The sequence below is a fragment of the Chryseobacterium sp. Leaf405 genome (genome assembly GCF_001425355.1).
Classification (GTDB): Bacteria; Bacteroidota; Bacteroidia; order Flavobacteriales; family Weeksellaceae; genus Chryseobacterium.
Map to the genome: position 1 here is coordinate 247415 of NZ_LMQN01000015.1, position 16354 is coordinate 263768.

Sequence of the window (16354 nt, forward strand, 5' to 3'; positions counted from 1 at the left end):
TATGAATCTTCACGAGTATCAATCAAAAGAGATTTTATCAAAGTATGGAGTAGCTATCCAACGTGGTTTTGTTGCAAACAACGTAGAAGAAGCTGTAGCAGCTGCTGAAAAACTGACTGCTGAAACTGGAGCTCAGGCTTGGGTTGTAAAAGCACAGATTCACGCAGGTGGTCGTGGTAAAGGTGGTGGTGTTAAGTTCTCTCCAAACATGGATAAACTTAAAGAAAACGCTCAGAATATCATCGGAATGCAGTTGGTAACTCCACAAACTTCTGCTGAAGGTAAATTGGTAAACTCTGTATTGGTTGCAGAAGACGTTTATTATCCTGGAGAATCTGAAACTAAAGAATTTTATGTTTCTATTCTTTTAGACAGAGCTGAAGGTAAAAATACAATTGTATATTCTACTGAAGGTGGTATGGATATTGAGCATGTTGCAGAAGTAACGCCTCATTTAATCCACAATGAATTAATTGATCCTGCTTTGGGTCTTCAAGGTTTCCAGGCTAGAAAAATTGCTTTCAACTTAGGTCTTGAAGGGAATGCTTTCAAAGAATTCACAAAATTCATCACTTCTTTATATAACGCTTATGTGGGAATTGATGCTTCTCTTTTCGAAATCAACCCGGTTTTGAAAACTTCTGATAACAAAATTATCGCTGTAGATGCTAAAGTAACATTGGATGGTAACTCATTGTTCCGTCACAAAGATCTTGAAGCGCTTAGAGATACAAGAGAAGAAGATCCTATCGATGTTGAAGCTGGTGAAGCTGGTCTTAACTTCGTAAAGTTAGACGGTAACGTTGCTTGTATGGTAAACGGAGCTGGTCTTGCAATGGCGACTATGGACATCATCAAATTATCTGGCGGTAACCCTGCTAACTTCCTGGACGTGGGAGGTACTGCTGATGCTGCAAGAGTACAGACTGCTTTTGGAATCATCTTGAGAGATCCAAACGTAAAAGCGATCTTGATTAATATCTTTGGAGGTATCGTAAGATGCGACAGAGTTGCACAAGGTGTTGTAGATGCTTATAAAGCAATGGGTAGCCTTCCGGTTCCATTGATCGTAAGATTGCAAGGAACTAACGCTGTAGAAGCTAAAAAATTAATTGACGAGTCTGGTCTTCCGGTACACTCTGCAATTACTTTGGAAGAAGCCGCAAACAAAGTAAAAGAAGTTTTAGCTTAATTTTAAACTAAACTTTTCTATAAACAAAAACCGCTTAATATTAAGCGGTTTTTTTGTTGATATTAATCGTGATTTTCGTTGATTAAATTTTCTCCACCGGTAATATTAATGCTTGTCGGAGTTACCAATTGTATATGATCAGAATCCAGACGTTGTTTAATTTTAAGTAAGGCTTCACTTTTCAACTGTACCATGTTAGCACCGACTTTCATCCAGAATTTTGCCTGTAAATTAAATACACCTTGCTTTAAATCAGTGAAAATTACTTCTACCGCATCAGTTCTGTCGATACTTTCTAAATTTTTTATCACTTCCAGAATTCCTAATTGTGCTTTGTTGATGTCTTCATCTGCCGGAATTTCAAAATTTAAAATGATTCTTCGTTGTGGTGAAGCAGTAACATTGGAAAAAGGTGCATTAAAAATAACCTGATTCGGGACATATACTTTTTTGCCGTCGTCTGTAATGATTTTTGTGGTTAACAGACCAATTTCCTGCACGGTTCCGGAATTTGCTCCGATGATAATATAATCTCCGACTTTGAAGGCTTTATCAATTCCGATCAGCATTCCGGAGAATATACTCGAAACTAAATCTTTCAGCGCAACCCCGGCAATCACCCCGGCAACTCCCAGACTTCCGATAAATTTCCATAAGAATCCACTGAATCCCATGATTTCCAATGCAATGAAAGTACCCATAATCATGATCAGAAATCTGAAAACTCCGATAACGGTACTTAATGAACTTTCTCTTTTGCTTTTTGGAAAAAACTTATGAAATATTTTGACTGAAAATATACTTAAATACTTACTTGTAATAAGGAAAAAAGAAAAAACAATAATCCCGACAATCAATTTTGGGGTGAGTTCTGCAAATTTCAAATACCAATTTTCCAACACTCTGTATACAACATCCAGGTAGCTGAGACTACTTTTCTCCATAAAGATTAATTATTTTATTAAATATAGAAAAATTTTCAACAAATATTTTGCCAGTCTCAAAAAGTCTACTAAATTTGTAGACTAATAAGAACAAAATATTATGTCAATAAAACTAGGAGATACAGCACCGGACTTTCAGGCAGAAACGTCTTCAGGTGATCTTAATTTTTACGAATATTTAGGTGATTCATGGGGAATTTTATTTTCACATCCGGCAGATTATACTCCGGTTTGCACGACTGAACTTGGATATACCTCAAAACTGAAGGAAGAATTTGAAAGGAGAGGAACGAAAGTGATAGCTTTAAGCGTAGATGGAGTAGAAGATCATCAAAACTGGATTAAAGATATTAATGAAACTCAGAATACAGACGTACAGTTTCCTATTATTGCTGATAAAGACAGGAAAATTTCTGAACTGTATGATTTTATTCATCCGAATGCCTCAGTTACAGCGACAGTTCGTTCTTTATTAATTATTGATCCTGCAAAGAAGGTTAGATTGATTATTACATATCCGGCTTCTACAGGAAGAAATTTTAATGAAATTCTAAGAGTTTTAGATTCTCTTCAGTTAGTAGATTCACATAAAATTGCGACTCCTGTTAATTGGAAAGAAGGTGAGGATGTTATCGTTCCACCAACGATTTCTACGGAAGATGCCAAGAAAATATTCCCGAAGGGAGTGACAGAAATAAAGCCGTATCTAAGATATACGCCTCAACCGAATACATGATTTATTTGATTTTTTATAGTTTAGTTTTAATTTGTACGAAAATCGCCCCGAAAAAAATTTCAGGGCGATTTCAATTAATAAGTGTGTATGTGAATGTGAATTGGTGAAGTGATTTTTATTTTGCTTCGTTGATGATCTGCTTACCTTTAGAAGTTGGCAAATAAATACTAAATCCTACATTGAAGGTAATGTTTGAATTTAATCCTTCGTTACCAAATCCTGACTGACCTTGGTATTTAACCAAACCTTCAACACCGATATTAGGAGTGATAAAGTAAGAATAACCAGGACCAACACCGAAATCAAGTCCAGTTGTTGAATTTCCGCTTTCTACTGATGATCCACCAATACCTACGTTACCTTCGAAGAACCATCTTCCGTGGTTTAACAAGTTATCAACGCCTTTTTCACCCGGAGATAGATAGTAACGTCCTAAACCTCCCACTGCATAATCAAATCTTGTAGGACTTCCGTTAGTAACTTTGCTGATACCTAAATTAACATATCCACCAATTGCTACGTTATCTTTAATAAAATATGCTGCTTTTGGCTGAATTGCGATATTGTAACCACCACCTGTATTTAGTCCGAAGTTACTGGATAAAAGGCTACTTCCTACTAACCAGTTCCCTTCTTGAATTTGAGCATTCATAGTTGAAGCTAAACCTGCTACTGCGAATATTCCTGATAGAATTAATTTTTTCATAATTTATTATTTTTAAAAATTAACATTTATTATTTGATGAATAGCTGAACAATAAATGTGCCACAATCAATCCTGTGGCAATTTCATAAAAATCATAGAGAGGTGAATAAAGAGAATATCAGTATAATTTTTAACATTTATAGAAATTATGTTAAATAAGTAAAAGCAAAATAGAAACAATTAATCCTGCGATTGCGAAAATCATTCCTCGCTTGAAAACTTTGCTCTTAGGATTAAACATCCAGAAGCTTGAAATTACAAAAAAGAAAAGTGAAAGCCCGAAAAATGTGCTTAGCGGAGAAATAGCATCTTTAGATTGGGATTTGTGAAGTTTAGTCATCTTATCCAATACAAAAGGCAATTCTTTCTTTGAATATTTTGCTTCTCCCGTCGCTGCGTTGTAAGTTCCCTGTTTGAATTTCAAAACTGTTCCTTCCGTTTTTTCAACTTCAAAATTTTTGATTTTCAGTTCTTTTCCCAGTTCTTTTTCAGATAGATTTTTTTCGATTACCTTATCGTAATTTTTTTCTTTTTTGAGGAAATCTGTATCTCTGTACACCAATAAAACACCGCTCAATCCGTAGACAGCCATAATTCCGGCAAGGAAATATCCCAGATACCGGTGTGTAATTCTCATGAAACTTCTTGTGTCTTTAATCTTATCCATATTGTATCGTTTATTTTTATAAGTTCAAAAGTGGAAGCTGCAAAATTGCAACTTCCACTTTATATGAAGAAATTATTACTGTTATTTAATTTTTAAAGTTTATACGTCAGAGTAACATAATAATTCCTTGGTGTAATTGGGTTTACGGAATAATTTTCGTGTACATTATAGTTGTCAACATCAAACAAGTTACCCACTTTTGCCTGAATCATGAATTTTTTCCATTCGTAACCTGCGGAAACAGAAACTGTGGTGTAATCTTTTAATTCAAACATTCTGGTTACATTGCCTCTGCTTACATTGGTAGATTTTGTATCATTCCATCCTGCAATTCTGTCACCGATATAGTAAATACCTGCGCCAATTCTCAACCCCGGAGCGTATTTGGTGAATTTATAGAATATAGATGCATTAGCAGTTGTAGCCGGTGTTCTTACCAATCGCTGTTCTTCTACATAACCTTTTTCAGGAGTGTTTAGGTAAACCGAATTATTGTAAGAGAAACCTCCGATTATTGATAAATTTTCTGTCGGGTTTCCTGTAATGTCTAATTCCACACCACGGCTTCTCATATCTCCGGCAAATTCTTTAAGATTTGTATCTGTTGAATTTACTGGTGCTGCATTGGGTGTAATTGTAGAAACAAACCAATATGTTTGATAATAGTTGTTATACATGATCTGGTAAGCCGTTAGGTTAACCGCTAACGCATTGTTCCAGAAGTTCTTTTTAATACCTACTTCATACTGATCAACTGTTGAGGGTTTTATACTTTGTCTTGATAAGGTACCAAGCTGATTTTGAATTTGTGTTGCAGATTGGCTGGTATTTACCGTACCGAATTGATCTGATGTATATCCTGCATTTGAAGCAAACGAATTAGTATAAGTTGCAAAAACTGAGAGATTTTCATTTGGAGCATATACAATTCCTACTTTTGGAGAAATTGCATTATCTGATGTTGAGGAATTAGCAACTTCAATTTTATCATTTAGTGTAAAACGAGTCGTTAATGTTGGCATGTTTTCTATATAAGACCATCTTAGACCTGCTATTACTTTAAATTCTTTTGTTAAGCTAATATAATCCTGTGCATAAAGACCAATTCTTCTTGTATTAATCCTATTTTTTGTATTATTAGTAGCATTCGGCATTCCAACGTTGCCCCAAGTAGAAGGATCGTCTAAATATAAAAGGTTTACTGGTGCAGTGATCGTATATGTATAAGCATCTGCCTGGCTGTAATCTGCATCAGAACCAATTAGAACTTTATGATTAATTTTTCCTGTATTAAACTCACCATTAATATTTACCTGCGCCGAAGTATAGTTTTGTTCGTTATATGTTTTACCAAAAGGTCTTTTCCAGGATAGTCTGTTAGGATCTACTGCAGCATCTTTAGTATCATATATCCACTGTACTCTTTCTGTTGAAAAATAATCTTTTGTGTAGTTTTGATATGATGCAGTTGCATTTAACGACCACTTTTCTGTAAACTGATGATTAAAGGTAACGTTGGTAGAAACCTGTTCTACATTTTGATATTGCCAGTCTGTTCCTAAAAATACATTTCTTCCTAATCCTGTATTTAAAGAATAACTTTGATCTTTGTTGGTAATAGATCCAATTCCAAAATCCGGGGTGAAATTATTTTTAAGATAATCTGCTTCTACAATTAATTGAGATTTCGGACTTAAATTAAATAAGAATGAAGGATTGAAATAATACTTTTCAGACTCTACAACATCTCTGAAACTTTGCGCATGTTCGTAAGCTCCGTTTACTCTAAATGCAATATTTTTCGATAAAGGTCCGTAAATATCTACCGTTGGTTTGTAAGAATTCCAGCTTCCTGCGCTCATTCCTACACTTCCTCCGAAATTGAATTTAGGTTTTTTAGTAATCATGTTGATAACTCCGCCTGCAGCTGTATTTCCGTAAAGCATGGCGTTGGCTCCTTTCAGCACTTCAACTCTTTCCAATCCGCTGACTTCCGGAAAAACTCCGCTGTTGATTCTTGAACCGTTTTTGAAAATATTGTCATTTCCCAAGATAAAACCACGTCCGCCAAAACTGTCCTGAGAATTTCCTCTGGATGAGGTTACGTACATTCCGTTTACATTTTGTAAAACATCGCTAAGTTGTTTTGCCTGTTGCTGTTCAATAATTTCGTGAGAAACGATAGCAATCGGCTGTGGTGTTTCCATTACCGTCAGATTCGACTTTGTGGATAACGATCTTGCTTTATTGGGATTTCCGGTTTTGTAGAGATTGACGTCTTCAATGGTCTGAACTTTTACTGTATCAGCTTCAGCATTTTTCATTTGTGCATTTAAGGATGCCACTGTGAATAACAATCCTAAGGTTACCAGCTGTTTTTTCATTCTTACTTTATTTAGAGTGGTTTTAAATAAGCCGCAAATGTAAATTGTTATTTAGATTGATTCAAAATAAAGTACATGAGTTTTATCATGTTTTTAACAAGTTTTGTGCACTCAAATTGAGACAATTATGCCTTATAAAAGTATTTTATAAATATATTTGTTAAAAATAATAATATGCAATTGGTAAAAGTTGGTCTTTGTGCCTTTGGGATGAGTGGAAAAGTGTTTCATGCTCCGTTTTTAAAAGAACACCCCGGATTTTTTTTGTCGGCAATAGTTGAAAGAAGCAAGGAAGAGTCGAAAGAAAAATATGCTGATGCTACGATTTATCGTTCGGTAGAAGAAATGCTGGAAAATGCGGATATAGACTTGGTTGTAGTAAACACTCCAGTTCAGACTCATTTTGAATATACAAAAATGGCATTGGAAGCCGGGAAAAATGTAGTGGTGGAAAAACCTTTCACTGTAAATGTTTCCGAAGCAGAAGAATTGGTAAGATTGGCTGAAGAAAAAGGATTGTTTCTAAGTGTTTATCAAAACAGAAGATTCGACCGTGATTATCTTCAGGTTCAGAAAGTGCTTAGTGAAAACAAATTAGGCAATATAAAAGAAATGGAAATCCGTTTCGACAGGTTCCGTACCACCGCGAGTGGGAAAGCTCATAAAGAAAATCCAGACGCTACAGGATCTGGTTCTCTCCACGACTTAGGATCACATTTGGTGGATCAGGCGGTACAATATTTCGGTTTTCCGGAGAAATTGTTTGCTGACGTATTTTCCATGAAAGGAAAAGAATTTGCGAATGATTATTTCGAAATTATTTTATTCTATTCAAATGACCTGAGAGTACGATTGAAATCTTCAGTTTTTACCAAAGAAGCGCATTATGCCTATGCTGTTCATGGTGAAAAAGGAAGTTTTTTACAGGAAAGAAGCGATAATCAGGAAAATGAGCTGGTTGCCGGAGCCATTCCTACTTACGGAGAGGATTGGACTTTACTTCTACAAGAGGATGATGGAATTATGAATTATTTAAATGAAAACGACGAAACAGAAACCTATCTTACATTAAGCGACCCTGGAAATTACATGGATTATTACCAGAATATCTATGAGCACATCGTTTTCGGCTATTATTTGCCGTCGCCCGGAGGTGAAGTTATTCAGAATATGAAGATCATTGATGCAGCTTGGGAAAGTTCTAAAGAAGGTAAAATTGTAGCATTAGGTTAAAAATTATGAAAAAAAGAAGTTCAAGTTTTACAGTGATTGGTCTTTTGTTTATCGGGATTGGTTTTACATTGGTTGATGATAATATCTACCTGAAATATGGTTTTCTGTTACTGGGAATTGCATTTCTTTTTTACAGTATTTTTACGATGATAAAAAAAGGTTAGATTTCAATATCTAACCTTTTTTTATATTCAAAGTTAATTTAAACTGAACTATTCAAAAAAATCTAAAACTGCTTTATTGAATTTCTCAGGTATTTTTGCTGGAGCTTCATGATCTCCACCTTTAAAAATCAACATTTTACTGTTTGGAATCTTGTCTGCAATTAATTGGGTGTGCTTTTCGGGCATTACATCGTGTTCTCCTGCCATTACCAAAGTCGGTGCTTTTATTTTTTGCAAAGAATCAGGATTAATGTTGGGTTCTGTTAGAAGAAGGATTTTAAGACGGTAGTTCATGTCATTTTCAGAAACTCCGTTTTTCTTCATTTCCTTTACCTGTTCATTAAGAATTTTATTGATTTCAGGAAAAACGGAAGTCTCATTATTGTAAAGTACAGTTCCCATAATTGCCATCTTTTTTACTTTCTCAGGATGTTCCATTCCTAAAATGACAGCAGTATTTCCTCCGTCGCTCCAGCCTAAAATATTTACATTTTTCAGATTCATTTTATCCAAAAAAACATTTACATCATCTGCCATCAATTCATAAGTTAACTTTTTATCATCAGAAGTCGACATTCCCTGACCTCGGCTGTCTAAACCAATAACCATATATTTCTTACTTAAAACATCAATTTGGTTATCAAAACTTGCCATCGAAGAATTATTTCCATGAATCAGCAACAGGGGATCTCCTTTTCCATATACTTCATAATAAAGTTTTACACCATTGACATCAATGAACTTTCCGACTTCTTTATCATTGCCAAAAGTAGGTTTAGTTTCTACCTTGGAGTTATCAATAAGAAGTGATTGCTTTCCTGAAAACATTTTTTCCGAAGAAAGAGACATTTTTGTATTTTTATCAGCACCATAAGATTGCCAGGGAGCTATTAAACTTTCTTCAAAACCTGCATTTTTTAATGGAATTTCTACTGTGCTATTTCCATCTTTTATAAACAATTTAAAATCATCTGTATAATAACTTCCCGGTCCGGCAACCGTTATTCCGATTGATATATGTTTTGCCTTTTTATCAATTTTTCCTTCCAGCTGATAAGAACTCCATTCTCCTTTTTTATAATATTTTCCGGCATCATCGTTATTGATGGTATTCTTCATGACCTTGCCCTTTTCATCAAAAAAATTAGCCGTTAATACAACCCACGAATTATTGTTGATCTCGTTTTTGTAAAATATTTTACTTTCAAGAATAAAGTTTTTTCCTTGATATTTTTCAATTTCAGCAGTTTGGAAAACCTGGAAATATTGTCCGAATATTTTTGAAGAAATCATAAAAGTGAAAAAAAGAAATAATTTTAAGCCTGCTTTCAGCATAATATGTGTGATTTTAAGTATTAAGAAATTTTAAATAATTAATCACTAAACATAGGAATAATAATTAATCTAAGGACTATTTTCACAGTTAATTTGAATAAAAAAGCTGTCCATTTCTGAACAGCTCGGTTATGTTAAATTGTATTTCTAATCCTGAAGTTCCAACCATCTCATTTCATGGTTTTCAAGTTTTTCTGAAAGACTTTCCAGTTCTGCAGACAGTTTTGATATTTTCTCGTAGTCAGCTTCATTATTGAGTTGTTCCAATATTGCAGCTCTTTTTTCTTCAAATTCAGGAATTTCTTTTTCAATCGTTTCCAATTCACGCTGTTCTTTAAAAGAAAGTTTTTTCTTCGGAGCTTGTGGTGTTGGAACTGGAGTAGGGGCAACAACAGGTGCTTCCACTTTTTTCTCAACCACAGTTTTAGGATTTTTCTCTTCTAATTTTAGATTTTCTCTGTATTCTGAAAAGTTTCCGATGAAATCTTTGATTTTTCCTTCTCCTTCAAACGCTAAAATATGATCAACAATACGATCCATAAAATATCTGTCGTGGGAAACAATAATCAAACTTCCTTGGAAATTTAACAAGAAATTTTCCAAAATCGTCAACGTCGGAAGGTCAAGGTCATTCGTCGGCTCATCAAAAATCAAAAAGTTAGGATTCTGATACAGAATATACATCAAATGCAGTCTTCTTTTTTCTCCTCCCGATAGTTTAGAAATTGGTGAATATTGTGTCTGATCATCAAATAAGAATAATCTTAAAAACTGCGATGCAGAAATGGTTCTTCCGTTGGCTAATGGGAAGTTTTCAGAAATTTCTCTGATGAAATCAATGACTCTTTCGTCTTCTTTATATTTTACTCCTTTCTGAGAAAAATATCCGAATTTGATCGTTTCTCCGGTTTCAATTTCCCCGGAATCTTTAGGCTCAAAACCTTGAATGATATTTAATAAAGTAGATTTTCCAGCCCCGTTTTTTCCTACAATTCCTACTTTTTCACCTCTTTGGAACGAATAACTGAAATCTTTTAGCAATAATTTGTCTCCATAACTTTTAGAAATATCTTTAAGTTCCAGAATTTTGTTACCCAATCTTTTCATTTCAAAATCAAGCTCCAAAGATTCTTTTCGGGTATCGGTTTTGGCTATTTTTTCAGTTTCGTAAAAGTCATCCTGTCTGGATTTAGATTTTGTAGTTCTCGCTTTCGGCTGTCTTCGCATCCATTCCAATTCCTTTCTGTAAAGATTTTGTGCTTTATCAATCGTGGAATTCATATTATCTTCACGAATCATCTTATTTTCAAGATATGTCGCATAAGAACCATTATGGAAATACAGATTTTGATCTTCCATTTCCCAGATAATTCCACAAACCGCATCCAAAAAATAACGGTCGTGAGTTACCAAAAGAAGCGTTATTTTTGCTTTATTCAAATAATTTTCAAGCCATTCTACCATTTCCACATCCAGGTGGTTGGTTGGCTCATCCATAATCAAAAGTGTGTGACGGTGTTCTGCTCTGGTTTCTGTTAATAGTTTTGCCAAAGCAACACGTTTAATCTGTCCTCCGGAAAGCATTCCCATTTTGGCGGACAGATCTGTGATTTTAAGCTGAGACAGAATTTGGCTCATTTCATTTTCAAGATCCCAAGCTTTATGAATTTCCATTTCAGCCAGTGCAGTTTCCATCTCATCTGGATTTCCCGACAGCAAGGCATGATGATATTTTTTTAAAGCTAAAATTGGTGCAGAATCTAAGGTCATCATAAATTCGTCAATTGTAAGATCAGATTCAAAATCAATTTCCTGATCAAACAAAACCACCTGAATATCTTTGTTAATTACTACAGTTCCGCTGTCTGCAATTTCTTTTCCCATTAAAATTTTCAGAAGAGTAGATTTTCCGCTTCCGTTTTTGGCAACAATGGCAATTTTGTCGCCTTCATTGATGTTGAAAGAAATGTTTTTAAAAAGAGTTTTAATCCCGTAAGATTTTGTAAGATTCTCAGCCGCAACGTAATTCATTGATATCCAAATTTTGTGGTGCAAAAGTACGAAAATGTAACAAGAAAAATTTTAAATAAAAATTAAAGTCAGGAGTCGTTCAAAGAGATTTATAGAATTTAGTAATTGATATAATATTTTGTTGATTTTGTTTTTATCTGCATTTTTTATTAAGATATTTTTATTTTAATGAATGATATTATGCTGTAAATATATTTTGTATTGATTTTTAATGTAGCTTTATTATAGATAACTAAAAATTAAAACTATGGTACAAATTAACTTTTGGGCAATTTTCGTTGCCGCTCTTATTCCTTTATTAATGGGATTTATATGGTATCATCCGAGACTATTCGGGAAATCATGGATGGAAGAAGTGGGATTGACAGAAGATAAAATGAAAGGTTCGATGATTGGAGCTTTTGTTTTTTCTGTAATTTTGTCAATGTTAATGGCTCTATTCCTGCAATTTATTACCATTCATCAATTCGGTGCATTAGGAATGGTCGGTGGTGATGAAATGAATGCGAATCCTTCTTATCACGCTTTTATGAAAGATTACGGATCAGCTTATCGATCTTTTGGTCATGGTGCTTTACATTCTTTTATGGCGGGATTTTTATTTGTTTTTCCCTTGACTGCAATCAATGCAATGTTTGAAAGAAAATCATGGAAATATACAATGATCACTTCTGCCTATTGGACGATCACGATTACCATCATGGGTGGAATTATCTGCGGATGGTATGCAGTAGATGGTTTCCATTGGGTGACACAAAAATAATTTTAACGGTTTAAAAGATAAGGCTACTTTTGTTGTAGCCTTTTTTATGTCATATATTTTAAAAATTTATCAAACAGTTTCCGATCTACCTGAAAATTGGAATGTCCTCATCGGAAATCATAATATTATGCTTTCTAAAGAATATTTTCAGGCACTCGAATCCTCTAGACCTGAGAATATGGATTGCTATTATATTGGAGTCTTTTATGAGAATAATCTTATTGGCGGTGTATTATTCCAATATCTTAACTTTCAGAATCACTCTACCTTTCAGAAAAACAGGATTTGGTGTAATGTCAGGAATTTTTTTGCGAGACGGTTCAGTAAAGATGTGATGATTTTGGGAAATAATATGCTGACGGGACAAAACGGATTTTACTTTGATACCTACAATATAACTTTAGAAGAAGTGGCTCCGCTTTTAGAAGTTATGGTGCAAAAAATGCAGAAAGAAATCAGGAAAACCTCTTTGATTATTTATAAAGATTATCAGTCAGGTTTTATTAAACAGTTTAAAAATCACAAGTATAAAAATTATTTTACATTTTCCGTTCAACCAACGATGATGTTGAAGTTAAAAGATAACTGGGAAATTTTTGATGATTATTTAAATGATTTTTCCACAAAATACAGGACAAGAGCAAAATCGGCAAAGAAGAAATTAACAGAAATTGATAAGCGTGAATTAAATCTTGATGAAATAAAAAAGCATCAGAAAGAAATGAATATTCTTTATCAAAATGTTGCTGAAAATGCCCCTTTCAATACTTTTTTTCTTGCTGAAAATCATTTTGAAAGCATGAAGAAAAATATCAATGAAAAATTTAAAATCTTTGGATATTTTTCTGAACAGAAATTAATAGGATTTTATACTTTGATTTTAAATAACGATGATATCGATACTTATTTTTTAGGGTATGATAAACAACTCCAAAAAGAAAAACAAATCTATCTTAATATGTTGCTTGATATGGTAGAATTTGGAATTGATAATCAATTTAAAAGAATCATTTTCGGAAGAACAGCATTGGAAATAAAATCTACCATCGGAGCCGAACCCGTGGAAATTTTCGGATTAATGAAACATAATAATTTTCTGTTCAATCGCTTTACAGAAAGAATTTTTACATCTGTCACGCCCAAAACAGAATGGATTCAAAGGAAACCTTTTAAAAGTTAATCTAAAGTCAATATTTTCAAAGACCACAAATTTCCATTGTAGATATCCAAATCTACTTTGGTATTGATGCCGTGAACGATTCCGTTTTCTGTAAACTGCCAAAAATCCCAATCGGCATCAGGAGATGGAGTAGGAACATCATTGTAATTGGCCAGCCAAAGCGGATAATCATCAAATTCACCTTTTAAGAAATCTTTATAATAATGGTAATACGTGTAAATGATTGGTTTTTCGCCGTACGTTTCCTCTACTATTTTGCACCAGACTTTTAAATCTTCAATTAACTTTTTATTTGTTTTACGTTTCGGAATCTTTTCAATATCCAGAATCGGCGGAAGATCACCGCTTTCCAGTTTTACATTTTCAAGAAAATTATTTGCCTGAATAATAGGATCTTCATCAGCTCTGTAAAAATGATAGGCACCACGAATCAAATTTTGTTTTTTTGCCTGATTCCAGAATTCGGAAAAATGTTTATCGGCATTACGGTTTCCCATTGTTGCCCTCATCACGACAAATTCTAAAGGAATAGTTTTATTTCCTATGGTAAGACTGTCCCATTTAATATCTTCTTTATTTTGATAATGAGAAACATCAAATCCATACGTTTTATCCAGATTATTAGAAAGAATTTTCTGGATTCTTAATGTTTCCGTTTCATTGTTATGAAGCTTTTTATGTGTAAATTTATTAAAGTATAAAGCGTAATAGTAACTTATTGATTGTTTTAGGTATAACCCTGTTCCGATTAATGCAATAATCAAAATCACCAAAACCACTTTTCGGCGGAAAAAATAATTTTTTCTGCGCTTTTTATGGATCTTTCTGGCGGTTTTTTTGCTGTACATTCTTGAATAAAGTTTTACAAAACTAACTTTTTTCACTTCTAAATGCTAAATAAAATCAGTAAATTTGTCTACTATGGAAACACGCGAAAAGATCATCATCATAGGAGGAGGTTTTGCGGGACTGCAACTTGCAAAAACGTTAAATAACAAGAACAAAAAAGTGATTGTTCTGGATAGGGTGAATCACCATATGTTTCAGCCTCTTTTCTATCAGGTAGCGTGCGGGAGGATAGAACCTTCCAATATTTCATTTCCTTTCAGAAAGATTTTTCAGCGTTCCAGAAATACACAGTTTCGTTTAACGGAAGTTAAAGAAATCGATACAGCCAATAATAAAGTGATAACCGACGAAGCAGAATTCAGTTATGATAAGCTGGTGATTGCGACGGGTTGCAAAACTAATTTTTTCGGTAATAAAGATCTTGAGGGCAAAGCTTTCGGGATGAAAAACACACAGGAAGCCATCAGCATCAGAAATCATATTTTAATAACTTTTGAAAAGCTGATTCTTGAAAAAAGCCGAAGCGACGATGGAAACTGGAATATTGTCATAGTAGGAAGCGGGCCGACCGGAGTAGAATTAGCCGGTGCTTTCGCCGAGATGAAAAAAGAAATTCTTCCGAGAGACTATCCCTACATGAATTTTGATCATCTTCAAATTATTTTAATAAGCTCAACGGAAAAACCGTTGGCAGTAATGAGCCAGGAAGCGCAGGAAAAATCTGAGGAATATCTGAAAGATCTGGGGGTTACTTTTCTGAGTCAGGAATATGTGACGGATTATGACGGTGATAAAGTATTTATGAAGAGCGGAAAAACAATTCCTTCAAACAATGTAATCTGGGCAGCCGGAGTTACGGGAAATGTAGTGAATGGTTTTCCTGAAGAAAATTTAGTGAAAAACAGATACAAAGTAGATCGATATAACAAAATAAAAGGCTACGACAATATATATGCAATCGGGGATATTTCTTATATGGAAACTCCAAAATATCCGCAGGGTCACCCGCAGGTTGCCAATGTAGCGATTAATCAGGCAAAAAATTTAGGCAGAAATTTTTTAAAGAAAATAAATGACTGGACGGAGTATGAATACGACGACAAGGGTTCATTAGCAACCATTGGAAAACACAGGGCAGTTGTAGATTTACCGTTCATTAAATTTCAGGGATTTTTTGCATGGTATTTCTGGATGTTTTTACACTTAATGTTGATTTTGAGCGTAAGAAATAAACTGGCAGTATTTTTCAACTGGATGTGGAGCTACTTCAACAAAGATTCATCTTTAAGACTAATAATTTCGCAAACTAAGAAAAACGGAACATTACAATGAGAATTGATATTATAAGCGTACTTCCGGAATTGATGGAAAGTCCGTTTCAAACTTCTATTTTAAGAAGAGCAATGGATAAAGGGTTGGCAGAAGTGCATTTTCACCAACTGAGAGATTGGTCGATCAACAAACACAGACAAATCGATGATGAACCTTACGGCGGGGGCGCAGGAATGGTAATGATGATCGAACCTTTGGATAAATGTATTTCCGAGTTGAAATCTCAGAGAGAATATGATGAGGTCATTTATCTTACGCCTGATGGAATTACTCTAAATCAAAAAATAGCCAATACACTTTCCATAAAAAAAAATCTGATCTTTTTATGCGGTCATTACAAAGGAATTGATCAGCGTGTGAGAGATCTTCATATTACTAAAGAAATTTCTATCGGAGATTACGTTCTTACGGGCGGAGAATTGGCGGCTTGTGTGCTTGCAGATTCTATCATTCGATTGCTTCCGGGCGTTTTGAATGATGAGCAAAGTGCATTAACAGACAGTTTTCAGGATGATTTGTTATCGCCTCCCATTTATACAAGACCCGAAGTTTACAAAGGATTAGAGGTTCCGAAAATCCTTTTAAGCGGTAATTCTGCTAAAATAGAAGAGTGGCGTCACGATGAAGCGGTAAGAATCACAAGTGAAAAAAGACCCGATTTATTAGATAAATAATTACTGAATTTAATTAAATCTAAGATTTAGCTTTCATTATTTTGTGGTGATTTACTAACGATGGTTAATATTTTTCGTATAATGGCTTTTGGTTGAAAATTAACTTAAATTTTCACTAATTAGTGTTTTTTATTTATTGAAAATTGATTTTTTTAGAATTTTTT

General features: G+C 34.1%; 15 protein-coding genes. 8 read left to right on the forward strand and 7 right to left on the reverse strand.

The features are described from left to right. Nucleotide 1: 1 nt before the first annotated feature. A complete protein-coding gene (gene sucC / locus ASG22_RS10920) occupies nucleotides 2–1192 on the forward strand; it encodes an ADP-forming succinate--CoA ligase subunit beta (protein ID WP_055984072.1) in 1191 nt (396 codons plus the stop codon). A 62-nt stretch (nucleotides 1193–1254) separates the two neighbouring features. Here sucC and ASG22_RS10925 read toward each other — a convergent pair whose 3' ends face one another. Then, nucleotides 1255–2136 carry a mechanosensitive ion channel family protein gene (locus ASG22_RS10925; protein ID WP_055984075.1) on the reverse strand — a complete coding sequence of 294 codons (882 nt, stop codon included), beginning with the start codon at nucleotides 2134–2136 and terminating at the stop codon, nucleotides 1255–1257. Nucleotides 2137–2236: 100 nt separating this feature from the next. Here ASG22_RS10925 and ASG22_RS10930 point away from each other — a divergent pair, with 100 nt between their 5' ends. Beyond that, nucleotides 2237–2872 (forward strand): peroxiredoxin, encoded by a 636-nt coding sequence (locus ASG22_RS10930; RefSeq protein WP_055984078.1) that lies wholly within the window; start codon nucleotides 2237–2239, stop codon nucleotides 2870–2872. Between the two features lie 115 nt (nucleotides 2873–2987). On the opposite strand, the gene ASG22_RS10935 is transcribed toward ASG22_RS10930, so the two are convergent. The 3 genes from ASG22_RS10935 to ASG22_RS10945 form a co-directional block, all read right to left on the reverse strand. Then, entirely contained in the window at nucleotides 2988–3578 is a 591-nt protein-coding gene (locus ASG22_RS10935; protein ID WP_055984081.1) for a hypothetical protein, read from the reverse strand. 151 nt (nucleotides 3579–3729) lie between these two features. Continuing rightward, nucleotides 3730–4245, reverse strand: a complete 516-nt coding sequence (locus ASG22_RS10940; RefSeq protein ID WP_055984084.1) for a hypothetical protein — start codon at nucleotides 4243–4245, stop codon at nucleotides 3730–3732. 92 nt (nucleotides 4246–4337) lie between these two features. Then, on the reverse strand, nucleotides 4338–6629 hold the full coding sequence (locus tag ASG22_RS10945; RefSeq protein ID WP_055984087.1) for a TonB-dependent siderophore receptor: 2292 nt from the start codon (nucleotides 6627–6629) through the stop codon (nucleotides 4338–4340). A 174-nt stretch (nucleotides 6630–6803) separates the two neighbouring features. Between ASG22_RS10945 and ASG22_RS10950 the strand changes: the two genes are divergently transcribed. Beyond that, a complete protein-coding gene (locus ASG22_RS10950; protein WP_055984088.1) occupies nucleotides 6804–7862 on the forward strand; it encodes a Gfo/Idh/MocA family oxidoreductase in 1059 nt (352 codons plus the stop codon). A 5-nt stretch (nucleotides 7863–7867) separates the two neighbouring features. Then, complete coding sequence (locus ASG22_RS20995) at nucleotides 7868–8026, forward strand: hypothetical protein (RefSeq protein WP_157844716.1); 159 nt, start codon at nucleotides 7868–7870, stop codon at nucleotides 8024–8026. A gap of 48 nt (nucleotides 8027–8074) precedes the next feature. Here the strand turns inward: ASG22_RS20995 and ASG22_RS10955 are convergent, their stop codons facing one another. Beyond that, nucleotides 8075–9361 carry an alpha/beta fold hydrolase gene (locus tag ASG22_RS10955; RefSeq protein WP_055984091.1) on the reverse strand — a complete coding sequence of 429 codons (1287 nt, stop codon included), beginning with the start codon at nucleotides 9359–9361 and terminating at the stop codon, nucleotides 8075–8077. 147 nt (nucleotides 9362–9508) lie between these two features. After that, a complete protein-coding gene (locus ASG22_RS10960; RefSeq protein WP_055984094.1) occupies nucleotides 9509–11392 on the reverse strand; it encodes an ABC-F family ATP-binding cassette domain-containing protein in 1884 nt (627 codons plus the stop codon). 247 nt (nucleotides 11393–11639) lie between these two features. Here ASG22_RS10960 and ASG22_RS10965 point away from each other — a divergent pair, with 247 nt between their 5' ends. Beyond that, nucleotides 11640–12155 carry a DUF1761 domain-containing protein gene (locus ASG22_RS10965; protein WP_055984097.1) on the forward strand — a complete coding sequence of 172 codons (516 nt, stop codon included), beginning with the start codon at nucleotides 11640–11642 and terminating at the stop codon, nucleotides 12153–12155. Nucleotides 12156–12201: 46 nt separating this feature from the next. Then, entirely contained in the window at nucleotides 12202–13335 is a 1134-nt protein-coding gene (locus ASG22_RS10970) for a hypothetical protein (protein WP_055984100.1), read from the forward strand. On the opposite strand, the gene ASG22_RS10975 is transcribed toward ASG22_RS10970, so the two are convergent. Further along, nucleotides 13332–14183, reverse strand: a complete 852-nt coding sequence (locus tag ASG22_RS10975; protein ID WP_185113807.1) for a glycoside hydrolase family 25 protein — start codon at nucleotides 14181–14183, stop codon at nucleotides 13332–13334. The genes ASG22_RS10970 and ASG22_RS10975 overlap by 4 nt on opposite strands. A 73-nt stretch (nucleotides 14184–14256) precedes the next feature. Between ASG22_RS10975 and ASG22_RS10980 the strand changes: the two genes are divergently transcribed. After that, nucleotides 14257–15516, forward strand: coding sequence for an NAD(P)/FAD-dependent oxidoreductase (locus tag ASG22_RS10980; RefSeq protein ID WP_055984103.1), 1260 nt, complete (start codon nucleotides 14257–14259; stop codon nucleotides 15514–15516). Continuing rightward, the gene (trmD, locus tag ASG22_RS10985; protein WP_055984105.1) at nucleotides 15513–16190 is read left to right on the forward strand and encodes a tRNA (guanosine(37)-N1)-methyltransferase TrmD; all 678 of its coding nucleotides are present in this window, start codon (nucleotides 15513–15515) and stop codon (nucleotides 16188–16190) included. Before ASG22_RS10980 ends, trmD begins: the two co-directional genes overlap by 4 nt. Nucleotides 16191–16354: the final 164 nt, after the last annotated feature.